The sequence below is a fragment of the Enterococcus sp. DIV1279b genome, from assembly GCF_050531515.1.
GTDB lineage: Bacteria > Bacillota > Bacilli > Lactobacillales > Enterococcaceae > Enterococcus_D > Enterococcus_D casseliflavus.
On record NZ_CP172891.1, the window covers coordinates 34678 to 50422 of the forward strand.

General features: G+C 44.0%; 14 protein-coding genes. 10 read left to right on the forward strand and 4 right to left on the reverse strand.

Annotated features, from left to right (window positions below; translation table 11 throughout):
* Window positions 1–82 precede the first annotated feature (82 nt).
* The 3 genes from IGI71_RS00165 (at window position 83) to IGI71_RS00175 (ending at window position 1493) form a co-directional block, all read left to right on the forward strand.
* Window positions 83–646 (forward strand): sigma-70 family RNA polymerase sigma factor, encoded by a 564-nt coding sequence (locus tag IGI71_RS00165; RefSeq protein ID WP_115231489.1) that lies wholly within the window; start codon window positions 83–85, stop codon window positions 644–646.
* Between the two features lie 87 nt (window positions 647–733).
* Entirely contained in the window at window positions 734–979 is a 246-nt protein-coding gene (locus tag IGI71_RS00170; RefSeq protein WP_005226417.1) for a Veg family protein, read from the forward strand.
* Window positions 980–1040: 61 nt separating this feature from the next.
* Window positions 1041–1493, forward strand: a complete 453-nt coding sequence (locus IGI71_RS00175) for a GNAT family N-acetyltransferase (protein WP_010748489.1) — start codon at window positions 1041–1043, stop codon at window positions 1491–1493.
* 95 nt (window positions 1494–1588) lie between these two features.
* Here the strand turns inward: IGI71_RS00175 and mscL are convergent, their stop codons facing one another.
* The gene (gene mscL / locus IGI71_RS00180; RefSeq protein WP_005226421.1) at window positions 1589–2035 is read right to left on the reverse strand and encodes a large conductance mechanosensitive channel protein MscL; all 447 of its coding nucleotides are present in this window, start codon (window positions 2033–2035) and stop codon (window positions 1589–1591) included.
* Between the two features lie 161 nt (window positions 2036–2196).
* Here mscL and yfmF point away from each other — a divergent pair, with 161 nt between their 5' ends.
* From yfmF to rny, 7 genes are all read left to right on the forward strand, one after another.
* Window positions 2197–3465 (forward strand): EF-P 5-aminopentanol modification-associated protein YfmF, encoded by a 1269-nt coding sequence (gene yfmF, locus IGI71_RS00185; protein ID WP_086293487.1) that lies wholly within the window; start codon window positions 2197–2199, stop codon window positions 3463–3465.
* Window positions 3458–4756, forward strand: a complete 1299-nt coding sequence (gene yfmH, locus IGI71_RS00190; protein WP_430616022.1) for an EF-P 5-aminopentanol modification-associated protein YfmH — start codon at window positions 3458–3460, stop codon at window positions 4754–4756. The genes yfmF and yfmH overlap by 8 nt, the downstream gene beginning before the upstream one ends.
* Window positions 4757–5220: 464 nt before the next feature.
* The gene (locus IGI71_RS00195; RefSeq protein ID WP_430616023.1) at window positions 5221–6123 is read left to right on the forward strand and encodes a helix-turn-helix domain-containing protein; all 903 of its coding nucleotides are present in this window, start codon (window positions 5221–5223) and stop codon (window positions 6121–6123) included.
* A 132-nt stretch (window positions 6124–6255) separates the two neighbouring features.
* Complete coding sequence (gene pgsA, locus IGI71_RS00200; protein ID WP_034859101.1) at window positions 6256–6837, forward strand: CDP-diacylglycerol--glycerol-3-phosphate 3-phosphatidyltransferase; 582 nt, start codon at window positions 6256–6258, stop codon at window positions 6835–6837.
* A gap of 142 nt (window positions 6838–6979) precedes the next feature.
* The gene (locus IGI71_RS00205) at window positions 6980–8218 is read left to right on the forward strand and encodes a competence/damage-inducible protein A (RefSeq protein ID WP_375819296.1); all 1239 of its coding nucleotides are present in this window, start codon (window positions 6980–6982) and stop codon (window positions 8216–8218) included.
* A 102-nt stretch (window positions 8219–8320) separates the two neighbouring features.
* Entirely contained in the window at window positions 8321–9364 is a 1044-nt protein-coding gene (recA, locus tag IGI71_RS00210) for a recombinase RecA (RefSeq protein ID WP_008376737.1), read from the forward strand.
* A 243-nt stretch (window positions 9365–9607) separates the two neighbouring features.
* Window positions 9608–11182, forward strand: coding sequence for a ribonuclease Y (rny, locus tag IGI71_RS00215; protein ID WP_005232891.1), 1575 nt, complete (start codon window positions 9608–9610; stop codon window positions 11180–11182).
* Between the two features lie 297 nt (window positions 11183–11479).
* Here the strand turns inward: rny and treR are convergent, their stop codons facing one another.
* Genes treR through IGI71_RS00230 form a run of 3 tightly spaced genes read right to left on the reverse strand, consistent with a single transcriptional unit; the run spans window position 11480 to window position 15543 of the window.
* Window positions 11480–12196 carry a trehalose operon repressor gene (treR, locus tag IGI71_RS00220; protein ID WP_005226457.1) on the reverse strand — a complete coding sequence of 239 codons (717 nt, stop codon included), beginning with the start codon at window positions 12194–12196 and terminating at the stop codon, window positions 11480–11482.
* Between the two features lie 54 nt (window positions 12197–12250).
* Window positions 12251–12901 (reverse strand): beta-phosphoglucomutase, encoded by a 651-nt coding sequence (gene pgmB / locus IGI71_RS00225; protein ID WP_142973403.1) that lies wholly within the window; start codon window positions 12899–12901, stop codon window positions 12251–12253.
* 14 nt (window positions 12902–12915) lie between these two features.
* Entirely contained in the window at window positions 12916–15543 is a 2628-nt protein-coding gene (locus tag IGI71_RS00230) for a glycoside hydrolase family 65 protein (protein WP_430616024.1), read from the reverse strand.
* Window positions 15544–15745 lie beyond the last annotated feature (202 nt).

Genomic DNA, 15745 nt, shown 5'->3' on the forward strand with positions numbered 1-15745 from the left:
CTGGTAAATTAGAAGATGTCCGAGCCATTTATGATACGCTCCTTTTGTAGCAAATGAACCAAAAACAAAAGGAGTGATCTCGATGCGCACAAAGGAAAGACAAGTATCGCACCGTTCAGATAGATTTGAAGAGTTGTTCAGAAAATATCGACCGATCGTTGAGATTTTGCATAAAAAATATTATCTGCGGGATTATGACTTAGACGATTGGCTGCAAGAAGGCAGGATCGTTTTTAATAAGTGTCTAAAGACTTACGATAAGGACAAAGGAACGACGATCGGTATCTTGTTTAAGCGTTCCTTTGAGAACCGTATCTGCAGCCTGTTGCGGGCGCAGCATGCCCAAAAACGCAAAGCCCAAGTCGATGCCTGCTCGCTGGAAGAAAAGCTTTTACAAGAAGGCAATCGGTTTTTGACCGATCATAATCGCTGTGCGGAAACTGCAGAGACCTACTTGTTCGTTAATGAATCGTTGGCAGAGTATCCGAAAAGTTTATCGTCTTTAGAACGAATGGTTATAATGAATTATTTAAAAGGATTAGAACTTGATCAGATTGCCGTTCAAGAAAAGCTGCCTTATGAAAAAATAAAAAGCGCTTTCAGTCGCGGTCGGACAAAGTTGATAGCGCTTATCAAGGGTGTTTAACAAAAATCTTATTGAAAGTAGAATTATTTTATGGTAAACTTGAAATTTTCTGCTTTTCGTGGTATGATGATGCTCGAGGTGAATGCGATGCCAACAACTTTAGCTACGATCAAGAAAGATTTAGAAGGCCGTATCGGTAGTGAGATTATGCTAGTTGCTCAGACTGGACGTAAGCGTCAAACTGAACGTCGCGGCGTTTTGACAGAAACTTATCCTTCAGTTTTTGTTGTAGATTTGGATCCAAATGAGAATTCATTCGAGCGGGTTTCTTATAGTTATTCAGATATTTTAACCAGAACTGTTGAGATTGAATTTTTATCAGAAGCTGTTTGAAACAAGAAGAGTTGACACTTTGTTGACTCTTTTTTGGTTCAATAAGATAAGGAGTGATGGGATGGCGTTTTTTCTAAAAGAGTTAGGGGAAATGACTGGGGTGGAGTTTTATCAGCTTGCCCGTTTGCGTACAGCGGTTTTTGTGGTGGAACAAGCGTGTGCGTATCAAGAGATCGATGCGATCGATGCACAAGCCAAACATTTATGGGCCCTTGATGAGGAAGGGCAGATCGTTTCGTACGCCCGTATTTTCCAGCAGGAACAAACGGTGCATTTTGGTCGGGTCATTGTGGCACCAGCATACCGGGGGCAAAAAGAAGGCCATCGTCTGATCAAAGAAGTTTTGCATCGCATTGAGCAGTGTTATCCAGCTTTGCCTATTGAGATCGAAGCACAAGCCCACTTAGAAAAATTCTACGGCCAATATGGCTTTAAAACCATTACACCGCCTTTTTATGAAGACGGGATCCTGCATGTCGGGATGAAAAAAGAAGCAAGCACAGCGACTCTCTAGCGAGGTTCGCGTGCTTGCTTCTTTTAGCGCTATGATTGATGGATCGGATGAATCCGAATCGCTTCTTTCGACCTTATTGACTAAGAGCTGTTTTTTTATCGGATCGTATCGTCCAATGAAGTTGGACGTGGATCAACAGTGTTGGCAGGAGGCGTTTGCGCTTTTAGAAGGTCACGAATCTCTTCTAAATAATCCTCTGCAGTGACTTCTGGTACTTCTTCTTCCTCAGGTTGTTGTTTCAGATTGCGTAGTTTGTTGACTGCTTTGACAATCAAGAACAAGACAAATGCGGTAATCAAGAACGTAATAATGGCAGTAATTACGCGGCCGAAATCAAAGACCACATTTTTGGCTGGTTCAAAGACTAAGCCAGAAAAGGCATCGGCGTTACCAAAGAGTGATAAGATCCATGAAACCAATGGTGTCAGCAATCCTTCAACTAAACTAGTGACGATTGCGGTGAAGGCACTCCCGATCACGACCCCGATCGCCAAGTCAATGACGTTTCCTCGTAAAATAAATTCTTTAAATTCTTTAATCATCCTGTATCCTCCCTTCTAAATCTTACTGACAGTATAGCGAAAAACGCGGGATTTATAAAAAAAAACGCTCGCTGCAACAGGTTTGATCAGCGAGCCGAGGAGAAAGTTTGTCAGCTATGCTATAATTGAAGAGATAATTTTGCTTCTAGAAGGGGTGTCACATGTCTATTGAATTAAAAAAAGGTGTTCGGTTAACGGTGCTACCGACCAAAAAGTATAAAACGATCCGTTTTTTCGTTCGGTTTACTGCACCATTGCAGGCTGAAATGACCGCCAAACGGACCTTATTGACCAGTTTATTAGAAACGACTAGTTTGGCTTATCCGACACAGACCGCATTTAGCAGTCAGCTGGCAGAGCTTTACGGTGCCAGCTTTGGTATGAATGTCAACAAACGGGGCAATCTGCATCAAATCAATGCAGCGATGTCCTTTGTCAACGGGAAGTACGTGTCAGATGAAGCAGTATTGCCGCAAGCAGCCGCTTTTTTAGCAGAAGTTTTGTTCCATCCGAATGCCCACGAGGAACAGTTTGAAGAAAAGAACTTCACCATCGAAAAGCACAACTTGATCGCCTATATGAACAGCGTGGCAGAAGATAAGCAAGCATTGGCTTCTTTAGGGCTGCAAGAGTTGTATTTCGAAAACGATCAGAATCAGAAGTATCCGAGCTTTGGCCGTCCCCAAGACTTAGAAGCTGTGACCGCAAAAGAGCTTTACCAAACCTATCGCTCAATGATGGACAATGATCAAATCGATATTTTCGTGATCGGCGATGTGGTTGAAGCAGAAGTTGCGGCGCTCTTCCAAAACATGGCCTTTACCGATCGGCCAGACCAAGCAATGCCGGTCTTTTATCAGCAAGCGGCGGAAAATATCATTCGCGAGAAAATCTTGCGGGAACCAATCATCCAAGCCAAATTGAACTTAGGCTATCATACTGGCGTGTATTATGACCAAGCCGAGCGGATCGCCTTTATGGTCTTCAACGGGTTGTTTGGCGGATTCCCTCATTCAAAACTGTTTATGAATGTCCGAGAGAAAGAAAGTTTGGCGTATTATGCTTCCAGCAGTATCGATACGTTTCGTGGGTATTTGTCGGTCCAAACAGGGATCGATGGCAAAAACCGCGACAAGGTTTTCAAATTGATCGAACAGCAGCTGCAAAGCTTGCAGCGTGGCGAAGTCACCGCGGAAGAACTGGCACAAACAAAAGCGATGTTGAAAAACCAGTACTTGCTTTCATTGGATAACCCACAAGCACTGATCGAAACAGCCTATCTGAATCAGTGGGTACCGAATACGAAAATGACGGAAGATGAATTTATGCAGAAATTGGCACAAGTGACCGTGGCAGATGTCCAAGCATTGGCTCAAAACGTGTCCTTGCAAGCTGTATTCTTCCTGGATAAGGAGACGACCCATGAATAAAAAAGTCTATCAGCAAATCAATGAGACCCTTTATGAAGAAGTATTGCCAAACGGCTTGAAAGTTTATTTGCTGCCAAAAGCCGATTTCCATAAAACTTACGGACTTTTCAGTACGAACTATGGCTCTGTCGACAATCATTTCGGGTTTTCACCCGAAGAATTGCATCAAGTCCCTGATGGCATTGCCCATTTTCTAGAGCACAAACTGTTTGAAAAAGAAGACGGCGATGTCTTTCAAACCTTTGGTCAGCAGGGGGCTTCTGCCAATGCCTTTACCAGTTTCACGAAAACCAGCTACCTTTTTTCGGCAACCGATCAAATCAAGCTGAACCTTGAAACGTTGATCGATTTCGTTCAAGCCCCGTATTTCACAGAAGAAACCGTCGAAAAAGAAAAAGGGATCATTGGTCAAGAAATCCAAATGTATGATGACGATCCAAACTGGCAGCAGTTTTTCGGTATCATCAAAAATCTGTATCCGAAGCACCCCTTGCATATCGATATCGCTGGTACGGTGGAAAGCATTGCGCAGATCACCGCTGAAGACTTGTATCTTTGCTACAATACCTTCTATCACCCAAGCAACATGACGCTTTTTGTGGTAGGCAATATCGATCCTGAAGAAACGATGGCGTGGATTCGGACCAATCAAGCGGCCAAGACCTTTCCAGAAATGCAGGCGATCATTCGCCAGTTTCCTGAAGAAACCTTTGCCGATATTCAAGCAGAATCAAGTCTTACCATGCCAGTGACACGTGCCAAAGGCGTATTAGGGATCAAAGGGGACTTGAACAAACTGCCGAAATCAGGAAGAGAGCTCTTGCGCTTCAAAAATGCGTTGAATCTTTTCTGCCAATTGGTGTTGGGCAATACTTCCGCCAATTATTTGCGTTTGTATGATCAAGGCATCATCGACGACACATTTGGGTTTGAAGTGAACTTGGATCGCGGCTTTTACTTTGCCGACTTCTCGGGGGATTCTGAAGAGCCAGAAAAAATGTTGGCAGAGATCGAAGCGATCGTAATGAATTTCCAGCAAGATCCAGAGATCAATGAAGAAAACTTGACGTTATTGAAGAAGAAAATGCTAGGGAAATATTTCCAATCACTGAACTCACTGGAGTTTATCGCAAACCAGTTTACCCAAAGTTTATTCGGTGAAACGACGCTCTTTGATCTGCCAGAGGTGATCCAATCGATCACTTTGGAAGATGTCCAGCAAGCGGCTCGTTCCTTTATCGATCCCAAAGCGTTTAGTCGTTTTTACATGTATCCAACGGAAAAAGCCTAAGCGAAGGCTGGTTTTGTCAAACAGCTGTCATCTAAGCGACACTGACTGATTCAAGGAGGAACGCCCAACAGAACAAGGGCTGGCCAACTCCTGAGTCATTCAGTGTTTTCTTTTTGCGTCAAAGGGTGGTTTTTTCTTGCAATTTGATGCCAATTTGGCGAAAAGTATTAAAATTTGTTTGCGAGTTGTGGTTAGGCTATCCTCAGACTTTTTCTTTTATGGTATTCTTTAATTATTGAAGCAAAATCTTTTTTTGTTTTTTTACAAAAAAACACGGAAAAAATGTTATATTTAGTAGACGGTGCGCTCAGATGGCAATCGGCGTGACGGAGTTTTTTTTATTGACGTATACAGGGAACCCCTGTTTTAAAATGATAGAGCAGCTTTGCTGACCTTACGACAAGCAGCGAAGCGATTTTAGGGCTTTTTTTAAAGATGAATAAAAGACTGGAGTAGATGATCGAGTGGCCAACGAAACAACGATTGGAGCAAAATTACGGCAAGCCCGTTTAGATAAAAACATTTCATTGATTGAATTACAACAAATGACAAAGATCCAAAAACGCTATTTAGAAGCAATTGAAGCAGAGCGTTTTGATCAATTGCCAGGCACTTTTTATGTCCGTGCGTTTATTCGCCAATATGCAGCAGCGGTTGGAGAAGACGGCGACAAATTGGTAGCCGTTTTTGATGGCAAAGATACGTTAGACGCCCCCTTACCAAAAAGACCGCAGCCTGAAACCGTCAGCGGCTCACGAAAAGCACAGCACGTAGAAGAAAAAAGCGGCTCATTTGTCGTCCGCTATTTGCCGATGATTCTATTAGGCCTGGTGGCCATTACGATCGTGAGTATCGTGGGCTACATGGCTTGGCAGGACCGGAATACAACGCCGATGATCCAAGGAAGCTCTTCTCTTGTGGTAGAAAATTCAGCGTCTACCGCTTCCACCACGTCAAGTACGGAAGAAACCAGTACTTCGAGTGAAGCGACTGAGTCCTCAAGTACGACGGAATCCAGCGAAGCGAAAATGACGATGACTGCCAGTGATTCGACGCAATCGTCGATCACGATCACGATGAAAGATGCGGAAAATCCTATTGAATTAGCATTTACTGGGCTAGATGCTTCTTGTTGGGTCGGTGTACAAGTCGACAACGCTTATGTGTACCAATACACTGTTCAAGCGGGAGAAACGCAATCGATGACGCTGCCAGAAGGCGCCACGAATGCAACCTTGACCCTGGGCGCAAGCCAAAACATCTCCATCAATGCCAATGGTCAGGAAGTGGACTTTTCTGATCCGCAATTTGAATTGTTACAAAAGACAGTCCGCCTCGTGATTGAATACCAAGACGATGCGGCATAAATCTGACAAATGTGCTTCATTGAGGTATCATTAGCTAAAAAGTTATCTGTTGCATCCGACCATTGAAAAGCAGAAGTAGTGGCATGATTTGCCGTTATTTCGTACAATAGTCGGCAGAGAGGAGTCTATTTCGTGAATTTACCCAATCAATTAACTGTATTACGGATCATTATGATCCCCATCTTTATTTTGGTCTTGGTTTTGCCGATCGATCTTGGCACGCTGACCGTTGGTACGACACAATTAGAAAACACGCACCTTATTGCAGCGATCCTTTTTGCGGCAGCCAGCATTACAGACTGGCTAGATGGCAAGATCGCTCGTTCCAGAGGCCTTGTTACCAACTTCGGGAAGTTTGCTGACCCGTTAGCAGATAAAATGCTCGTCATGACGGCTTTTATCATGCTGGTTGAATTAGACAAAGCCCCAGGCTGGGTAGTTTCGATCATCGTTTGCCGCGAGTTGGCAGTGACAGGGTTACGCTTGTTGTTAGTGGAACAAAGCGGGGAAGTCATGGCTGCTGCGTGGCCAGGGAAAATCAAAACCGCGACACAAATGGTTGCGATCATTTTCTTGTTCTTGAACAACATTCCCTTTTCAATGATCGGTTTGCCTATCGATCAAATCATGTTGTATCTATGTTTGATCTTCACGATCTATTCCGGGGTCGATTATTTCATAAAAAATACGAATGTTTTTAAAAATTCTATGTAAAATTTCTAGATCTAGATTTTCTAGATCTAGATAAAGAAGCGATAAAAACAAGGATACAAGTCACGAAAGTTCAGAAGTTTTCTGGACTTTTTTTGTCAATATGAAAGACTTTTACGTATCTGATAAATGAAGGAGTAAACGAATGAAAGCAGAAATTATTGCAGTCGGGACCGAATTACTTTTAGGACAGGTGGTGAATACAAACGCGACCTTCTTGTCAGAAGAACTGGCAAGTCTTGGGATCGATGTTTTTTATCATAGTGTTGTCGGGGACAACCCCAATCGCTTAGAAGAATTGCTGACGATCGCCGACAAACGCAGCGACTTGATCGTATTGTGCGGCGGCTTAGGGCCCACCGACGATGACTTGACGAAACAAGTCACTGCCCGTCATGTGGGACAAGAGTTAGTCAGAGATGAACCAGGTTATCACCAATTGAAAGCCTTCTTTGAAAACAGTCAACGGAGGATGACGGAAAACAATTTGCGGCAGACCCTCGTTTTTAAGGACGGTGTGTCTTTGCCAAATCCCAATGGACTAGCGATCGGGATCTTTTATCAGACAGCCGCTACCAGTTATTTGCTGCTGCCAGGACCACCAAGTGAACTACAGGCGATGTTTCTTACCCACGCAAAACCACTTCTGTTAGAGCAGTTTCCCCAAGAAGAGGTCTTGCTTTCTCGCGTTTTGCGCTATTACGGGATCGGGGAATCGGCATTGGTCACAGAATTGGCCGATTTGATCGAGAATCAAGTCAATCCCACCATCGCTCCTTATGCCAAACCCAATGAGGTCACGCTGCGTCTGACGGTCAAAACCGCAGACGAGGCGCAAGGGATCAAACAATTGGATGCGTTAGAAGAAACCGTCCAAGCACGGGTCGGTGCGTATTTCTATGGGTATGGGGAACAAAATTCGCTGGCAGAAACAGTCGTCGAGCTACTGATCGAGAAAAAGAAAACCGTCACCGCAGCGGAAAGTTTGACCGCTGGTTTGTTCCAAGCGACCCTAGGAGGGATTCCTGGCGTCTCTGAGGTGTTTCCCGGTGGGTTCGTGACATATTCTACTGCAACAAAAAGCAAGCTCTTAGGCATCGATCCAGGGCTTTTGGAAAGTTATGGAACTGTTAGCCAGGAATGTGCAGAAGCAATGGCCGTCTATGCCCGCAAACAAGCCGAGACTGATTATGCGGTGGCGTTTACTGGTGTTGCTGGTCCAGACGAGTTAGAAGGTCAGCCTAAAGGCACCGTTTGGATCGCCTTAGCTTCTGACAAAGGCGTCTCGAGCCAGCTGTATCACTTCAACCGCGACCGCGCCTATATTCGGCATAGTGCCGTCATGGCGGGCTTAAATCAAATACGTAAGGAATTATTAAATTAATGCGAATGTTTGTTCGTTTTTTCTTGCAATTTCCCGTCAGAAGGACTATTATTATCTTATGAACGACACACGAAAGTGATGAATATAAGGAGGATTATCCGTTTGGCAGATGATCGTAAAGCAGCCTTAGATGCTGCACTAAAGAAGATTGAAAAGAACTATGGTAAAGGTGCCATCATGAAGCTTGGCGAAAAAGTTGATCAACAAATTTCAACGATCCCAAGTGGTTCATTGGCCTTGGATGTTGCATTAGGTGTAGGTGGTTACCCACGAGGACGGATCGTAGAAGTTTACGGCCCAGAAAGTTCTGGTAAAACGACAGTTGCTTTACATGCCATTGCGGAAGTCCAAAAAAATGGCGGAACAGCAGCATTTATCGATGCCGAACATGCGTTAGATCCTCAATATGCGCAAAAATTAGGCGTAAATATCGATGATCTTTTGTTATCACAACCAGATACAGGAGAACAAGGATTAGAGATCGCTGACGCCTTAGTTTCAAGTGGTGCGGTTGATATCGTGGTCATTGACTCGGTAGCAGCTTTAGTCCCACGGGCGGAGATCGATGGTGAAATGGGTGATACCCACGTTGGTTTGCAAGCTCGTTTGATGTCACAAGCATTACGGAAACTTTCTGGTTCCATCAACAAAACGAAAACGATCGCGATCTTTATCAACCAAATTCGCGAAAAAGTTGGGATTATGTTTGGGAATCCAGAAACGACACCTGGTGGACGTGCGTTGAAATTCTATTCAACCATCCGTTTGGAAGTACGTCGTGCTGAGCAATTGAAATCCGGTACAGATATCATCGGGAACCGCACGAAGATCAAAGTAGTCAAAAACAAAGTAGCGCCACCATTTAAAGTAGCGGAAGTCGACATGATGTATGGTCTAGGTATTTCACAAGAAGGTGAATTGCTGGATATGGCCGTGGAACAAGACATCGTTGATAAAAGCGGTGCGTGGTATGCCTATAAAGGGGATCGCATCGGTCAAGGTCGTGAAAACGCCAAAAACTATATGCGTGAACACCAAGAAATGATGCTAGAAGTTTCTGCTCGCGTCCGCGATGCTTACGGGATTGGAACAGGAGAGACCGTAACCCTCGAGGAAGCGCAAGAAGAATTACCATTAGACGAATAAGTCTTGAAAAAGCCAAACAACGAGGTTGTTTGGCTTTTTTGTGGCTTTTTGCTAGATTCATCTATTGTTGAAAAAACATCCGTAAAAAGGAAGGGTTGCGAAAGTTTACTTTATTATTTAAAGTTGACACTCTTGTGTTCAAACATTAGAATAAACGTATGTGGATTTCCACATAAGAAGTAGCGAATTGATAATTTTGTTATCCTTTGTTAATCAAAATTACAAAATATTTAAAAAGATAGTATGGAGGTGGATTCATTGGAACTACTTTACATTCTCCTCGCTATCATCGGTTTAATTGTCGGTCTTGGATTAGGAGTTTATGTGACGAAATCTCGTCATGAGAAAGAAATCAACGGCGCCCAAAATTCTGCAGCTGGAATTATCGAAAGCGCTAAGAAAGAAGCAGAAACTCTTAAAAAAGAAGCATTGTTAGAAGCTAAGGAAGAAAATCAGAAGTATCGGTCAGAGATTGAAAGTGAGTTGAAAGAAAGCAAACTTGATTTAAAATCACAAGAAAATCGTTTACTCCAAAGAGAACAAGTTCTTGATCGTAAGGACGATTCTTTGGAAAAACGAGAACGCTCACTTGAAGATAAAGAAGGCAGACTTAGTGAGAAACAACAATTAATTGACGAGCGAGAAAAAGAAGTAGAAAACTTAATCGATGGACAACAGAAGGAATTAGAGCGCATCGCTGCGCTGTCTAGAGATGAAGCAAAAGAGTTGATCATGAAATCAACGGAAGAGGAATTGAACCATGAATTAACGATCATGGTCAAAGAATCTGAACAGCGTGCGAAGGAAGAAGCAGATCGAAAAGCAAAAAATCTCTTGTCCTTAGCAATCCAACGTTGTGCCGCAGACCAAGTGTCTGAAACCACGGTATCGGTCGTATCATTACCAAACGATGAGATGAAAGGTCGAATCATCGGAAGAGAAGGTCGGAACATTCGCACCCTTGAAACATTGACAGGGATCGATTTGATCATTGATGACACGCCAGAAGCAGTCGTCTTATCAGGATTTGATCCGATTCGCCGTGAAATTGCTCGTATGACCCTTGAAAAACTGATTCAAGACGGCCGGATCCATCCAGCTCGAATTGAAGAAATGGTCGAAAAATCTCGGAAAGAAATGGATGAGCATATTCGTGAATATGGGGAACAAGCAGCCTTTGAAGTCGGCGCCCACACCCTTCATCCAGACTTGATCAAGATTTTAGGTCGTTTGCGTTTCCGTACCAGCTACGGACAAAACGTCTTGAACCACTCGATCGAAGTCGCAAAACTAACCGGTGTTCTTGCCGCAGAATTAGGCGAAGATATCCAGTTAGCCAAACGTGCTGGACTCTTGCATGATATCGGGAAAGCCCTTGACCATGAAATTGAAGGCTCTCACGTTGAGATCGGGGCTGAGTTAGCTGCCAAATACAAAGAAAATGGTGTGGTGATCAATGCGATCGCTTCTCACCATGGAGATGTTGAAGCAACATCGGTTATCTCTGTTTTAGTTGCAGCCGCAGATGCCTTGTCAGCAGCCCGTCCAGGTGCCCGCAGCGAATCATTGGAAAATTATATTCGCCGCTTGCAAAACCTAGAAAATATCGCCAACGGCTTCAAAGGGGTCGATTCCAGTTTTGCAGTCCAAGCCGGACGTGAAGTCCGTGTAATGGTCAAACCAGAAGAGATTTCTGATTTGGATGCTGTACGATTGGTTCGCGACATCCGCAAGAAGATCGAAGACGATTTGGATTACCCAGGTCATATCAAAGTAACCGTTATTCGCGAGACCCGCGCAACGGATTACGCCAAATAGCAAGCAAAAGCAGTATCCTCTCAGAGGGTACTGCTTTTTGTGTAGCTGATTGTCAATAAGGACGGCTGAGTTGTGCAAAATCGACTCTATTTCATCAGTCCCATAAATGATTGTGCCTTTTTTATTCGTCGGCAACAGAACAACGAACAAGCAAAAGGATGGCTCGATAGCGACAGAGGCGAAAAATGGGAGGATCGATCCAGTATTATCGATTGGGGGGCTATTGAAAAACAAAACAGACCCAGACTTCTCGGGGAAGTCCAGGTCTGATTCATGTGTTTCACGTCTATACGTCCATCAAATCTTGCGTCGGCGGGCAAAGTCCACAAAGCGGAATTTATCCAGTCGGTGGATCGATTCGGTGTATTCAAAACAGCGCGTGTCTTCTAGATACACCAGGCTGCGAACCGTAACGACATGCTGATCTTCAGGACGCAGATCCATTAGATCCCGCAATTCTTTGTTGACGGGGTCAACAGTGATTTCTTTTTGTGCATAAGCGATCTCAAGGCCAAGATCATTTTCAAAGTAATCAAAGATCGATACTTTCGCTCGGTTTTCTGGCAACTCTTCGATGATAGAAGCATCAAGGTAATCTTTATCCAAAATCACCACTTCTCCATCGATTCTCCGCTGACGGATCAGTTTCCATGCCTCAGAGGCGACAGGCCAACCAGTGGTCTCGTGCAGCTTTGGCGAAACGGCGATCTTACGGATCTCGACAACCTTAGTTTCACTAGGAATGCGTTGGGTATCTTGCAGCTCTCGAAAACTCGTCAAGCCAGAAATCGGGAAATCAAAGCGATTCAAGTCTAAAACGATCGAACCTTTCCCTTGTTTCTTTTGGATATAACCAGCATCCCGCAATAAATTCAAGGCCTTACGGACAGTCTCGCGGGAGACACCATAAGTTTTGATCAATTGGTTTTCGCTAGGCAGCAAAGAATGCGGAGGGTATTCGTTTGCTAGAATTTTTTGTTCTAAATCTAAAAATATTTCTTTGAACTTGTTCATCGGATTGCCCCCTCTTTGGCTATTATAGCGAGGCCAATTTGGAAATGCAATCGACTATTTCGCCAAAAGTTCGTCAATGTTTAGGTCCGTCAATTTTTCAACGATCACATCTGCACCGTGTAATTCTTCTCCTGAATAAACGCCTACCGCATACATACCAGCAGCTTTGATGCCGTCGATCCCAGCTTGAGCATCTTCAAAGCCAACTGCTTCTGACGGTTCAATGCCTAGTGCCAGCGCTGCTTGGATAAAGATCTCTGGATCTGGTTTGCCTTTTTTCAAGGTTGCTGGGTCAACGATCGTATCAAAGTCTTGCATGACCCCAAGTTTGTCCAAAATAAACGGCGCATTTTTGGATGCTGAAGCGATCGCACAAGGAATGTTTTTTGCTTTGGCTTCATCAAGGAATGTCTTCACCCCTGGCAATAGATCATCAGGAGTCAAGCTTTGTAATAATTGTACATAGTGGGTATTTTTCTTCGTCGCTAACGCTTCTTTTTCGACTTCTGTGTAGGCATCATTTTTGTTGCCTAGGGTTAAGATTCGCTCTAAAGAATCCATGCGGCTGATGCCTTTTAACTGCTCGTTGAACTTCAAATCGATCTCGATCCCGATCTCAGCAGCTAATTCTTTCCATGCAATGTAGTGGTATTTGGCCGTATCCGTGATAACGCCGTCTAAATCAAAAACAAATCCTTTTTTCATGTGTAACACTCCTTTTAGTAAGTAATCGTTGCTTCTTTCTTTGCTTCTAGAGAAACTTGTTGCCCATTCACTAAGATCATGACTGGCTGATCAGCGGTAATCGTCAATGTTTCATGTGTAACATTCATCGCAAAGCGGATGCCGCGAACTTCTAGCTGAAAGGCTAAGCTGTCCCAAGCTTTCGGCAAGTTTGGCGTGATCTGCAGCTGCTTTTCTCGAATATCGATCCCAGCAAAAGTGGTTAATGGAATAAACAACGTAGCAGCCATGACACCGGCGTGAATGCCTTCTGCTGTAGTCCCGCCTTGGATATCACGGTAATCAGAAGAGAGGGCTTCTTGGTATAACGACCAAGCCAACTCCTGATCATCTACCATTGCCGCCAACTGGGCATGAACGATGCGTGACAACGTCGAGCCGTGGGAGGTACGAGCCAAGTAATAATGGAGATTTTTTTCAATATAGTCTGTTGGCAGCTGGTAAGAAAGATCTGCCAAAATCTGATTGACTTGCTCTTTTGAGAAATTGTAGAAAATCATCAAACTATCCGCTTGTTTCGCGACTTTGTAGCTGTCAGCACTCTTGCCTTCAGCGTTCAAGATGCGGTCCATCCGATAGATGTTGCCATATTTCTCTTTGTAGTGAGCCCAATCCAGATCTTCCAGCTGGAAGTACCCTTCAAATTGTGCAATGATGCCTTCTGGATCAATCTCTAAGCCCAGCTTGGTACGAATATCTGCCATAGCAGCAATATCTGCAGGGGTTAAAGCCGTTTTCTCTAATACCGCTTGGAAGCTCTCTGCTGAAAGTTGTTGTTGAAGGTTCTCGATCTCTTCAAACAACCATACTACCATCATATTGGTATAGGCGTTGTTTTTCAAGCCGCCTTGTTCACTATTTGGGTAGCTTTCATGAAATTCATCTGGTCCCATGACTTTATCGATAAAGTAACGTTGAGCAGCATCATCCCAGGTGGCAGCACTTTGCCAGAAATGAGCGACTTCTAACATCAATTCTAACCCATATTGTTCCATGAAGACTCGATCTTGCGTGTTGTGCCAGTATTGCCAAATGTTATAAGCGATCGCTAAGGAGACATGGCGTTGCAAGCGACTGTGATCTTCTTTCCATTCGCCGCTGATAGGGTTCAAATGCAGTTCTTGGGATTGCTCACTGCCATCCAATCCTGATTGCCATGGGAACATGGCGCCTTGGTAGCCAGCTTTTTGGGCATCTTTTTTGGCAGCAGCTAAGCGGCGGTAGCGATACAGCAGAATTTCTTTGGCGGTGTCAGGAAAATGTAGAATGTAAAACGGTAAGATAAACAGTTCATCCCAGAAAATATGACCGCGATAGGCTTCACCATGTAAGCCACGGGCAGTGATACTGGCATCTAAGGACTCCTGATAAGCATTCGGTGCTGCGGAGACCAGCAGATGATACGTATGCAGATTCAGCATTTTTTGCGACATCAAGTCACCAGTGACTTCGATGGCCGCTTTCGCCCATAATTCAGCCCAGGCTTGTTTTGAGGCGGTATACATCGTCGCAAAATCAGGTAATGCTAAGGAAGAAAACGTAAATGCCGGTTGCGACTCTTCTTGGCGATAAGCGGCAACAGTGACTGATTTTTCGACCCGATAAGTTTGTCCTTCCGTCACCTCAAGGGTTACTTGCTGACGGACGACCTGGTCGGTTGTTTCAGCTTGCAGCTCAGCCAATGGCAGGTCCTGTAAAAACAGTTCAGAGGATTGGACAACGGTAATCTGTGATTGGTTAGTGGTGACCACTAAATGCGCTTTGTTTTGTTCAGCTGCTGCCTCTTTCACGGTCAAATGCTGGTTAGTTAAACTACGGTAACGAGCGACGTTATAGTTATAGACCGATCCGTCGGCTTCACTGACGAAGGTAACGGCGCCAGAAAAGTTCAGCGGGGTAAACTGATAGACCAAGCTGTATTGGTGAACGTCTTGCATATTGGCGATCTTCTTCGTTTCGATTCGCAGACGCTTTTGTTTTTTGGTTTCAATTTCTGCCACTGATTGGAACAAGCCGGTCTTCAGATCCAATGTCCGTTTAAAGGAAAGGAGCTGATTGTTGGCGATATCGATCACTTCATCATCGATCTTCACGTACATTTTTTGCAGATTCGGTGCATTGACAAAGTCTTCATTGCTGATGGTATGACCAGAAACATCCGATTCCACCGTATTGTAAAGACTTGCTAAATACAGTCCTGGATAGTTCGCTTCACAAATGGTCATCTCAGGCGTTGTGCCTCGCAGCCCTAAATAGCCGTTACCGACGGTTAAAAGTGACTCCACCGAGTATTCATCTTTACCAGGGGTGTAGCCATAGTATTCGAGGCGCCAAGGAATTTCAGTACTTTTTTCTTCATACTGTTCTTTCGTAGTGCAAACAAAGGGACGATTCAATTTTTCTGTCAACCATTGGTCCAGTGAAAAAGTCCCTTCTTCATTCGTAAACACCAGCGATTCAGAGACGATCCCGCCACCTTCCATTTGCTGCAGCTGCGCGGTCAGTGCGGCAACGCGTTCACTGTCAGTCCCAGAAAACGGATAGGTCGTACCCGTTTGATCCGTTAACAGCCATTGTTCCTTAGACAATATAATCGTATTCACAGTAGTTATCCTCCTTTAAACTTGTCTATACATGCAAAATGATTATAACGTAAATTGTAAGCTATTTCAATTTATCTATCCTGTTTTTTTATTCTTTTTTGTCAAATAAACAGTAAACAAAGTTGTTGGCAATATTATTTTATATTAATGAAACATTTTAAAAAACGTTTATTTATCAAGGTTTTTATATGGTACCTTTGCT

Bases quoted from the DNA above. Each gene is read 5' to 3' on its own strand.
- IGI71_RS00165 (WP_115231489.1), top strand. From the start codon at position 83: ATGCGCACAAAGGAAAGACAAGTATCGCACCGTTCAGATAGATTTGAA.
- rny (WP_005232891.1), top strand. From the start codon at position 9,608: ATGGAGGTGGATTCATTGGAACTACTTTACATTCTCCTCGCTATCATC.
- treR (WP_005226457.1), bottom strand. From the start codon at position 12,196: ATGAACAAGTTCAAAGAAATATTTTTAGATTTAGAACAAAAAATTCTA.
- yfmF (WP_086293487.1), top strand. From the start codon at position 2,197: ATGTCTATTGAATTAAAAAAAGGTGTTCGGTTAACGGTGCTACCGACC.
- mscL (WP_005226421.1), bottom strand. From the start codon at position 2,035: ATGATTAAAGAATTTAAAGAATTTATTTTACGAGGAAACGTCATTGAC.
- IGI71_RS00170 (WP_005226417.1), top strand. From the start codon at position 734: ATGCCAACAACTTTAGCTACGATCAAGAAAGATTTAGAAGGCCGTATC.
- IGI71_RS00205 (WP_375819296.1), top strand. From the start codon at position 6,980: ATGAAAGCAGAAATTATTGCAGTCGGGACCGAATTACTTTTAGGACAG.
- yfmH (WP_430616022.1), top strand. From the start codon at position 3,458: ATGAATAAAAAAGTCTATCAGCAAATCAATGAGACCCTTTATGAAGAA.
- pgmB (WP_142973403.1), bottom strand. From the start codon at position 12,901: ATGAAAAAAGGATTTGTTTTTGATTTAGACGGCGTTATCACGGATACG.
- IGI71_RS00175 (WP_010748489.1), top strand. From the start codon at position 1,041: ATGGCGTTTTTTCTAAAAGAGTTAGGGGAAATGACTGGGGTGGAGTTT.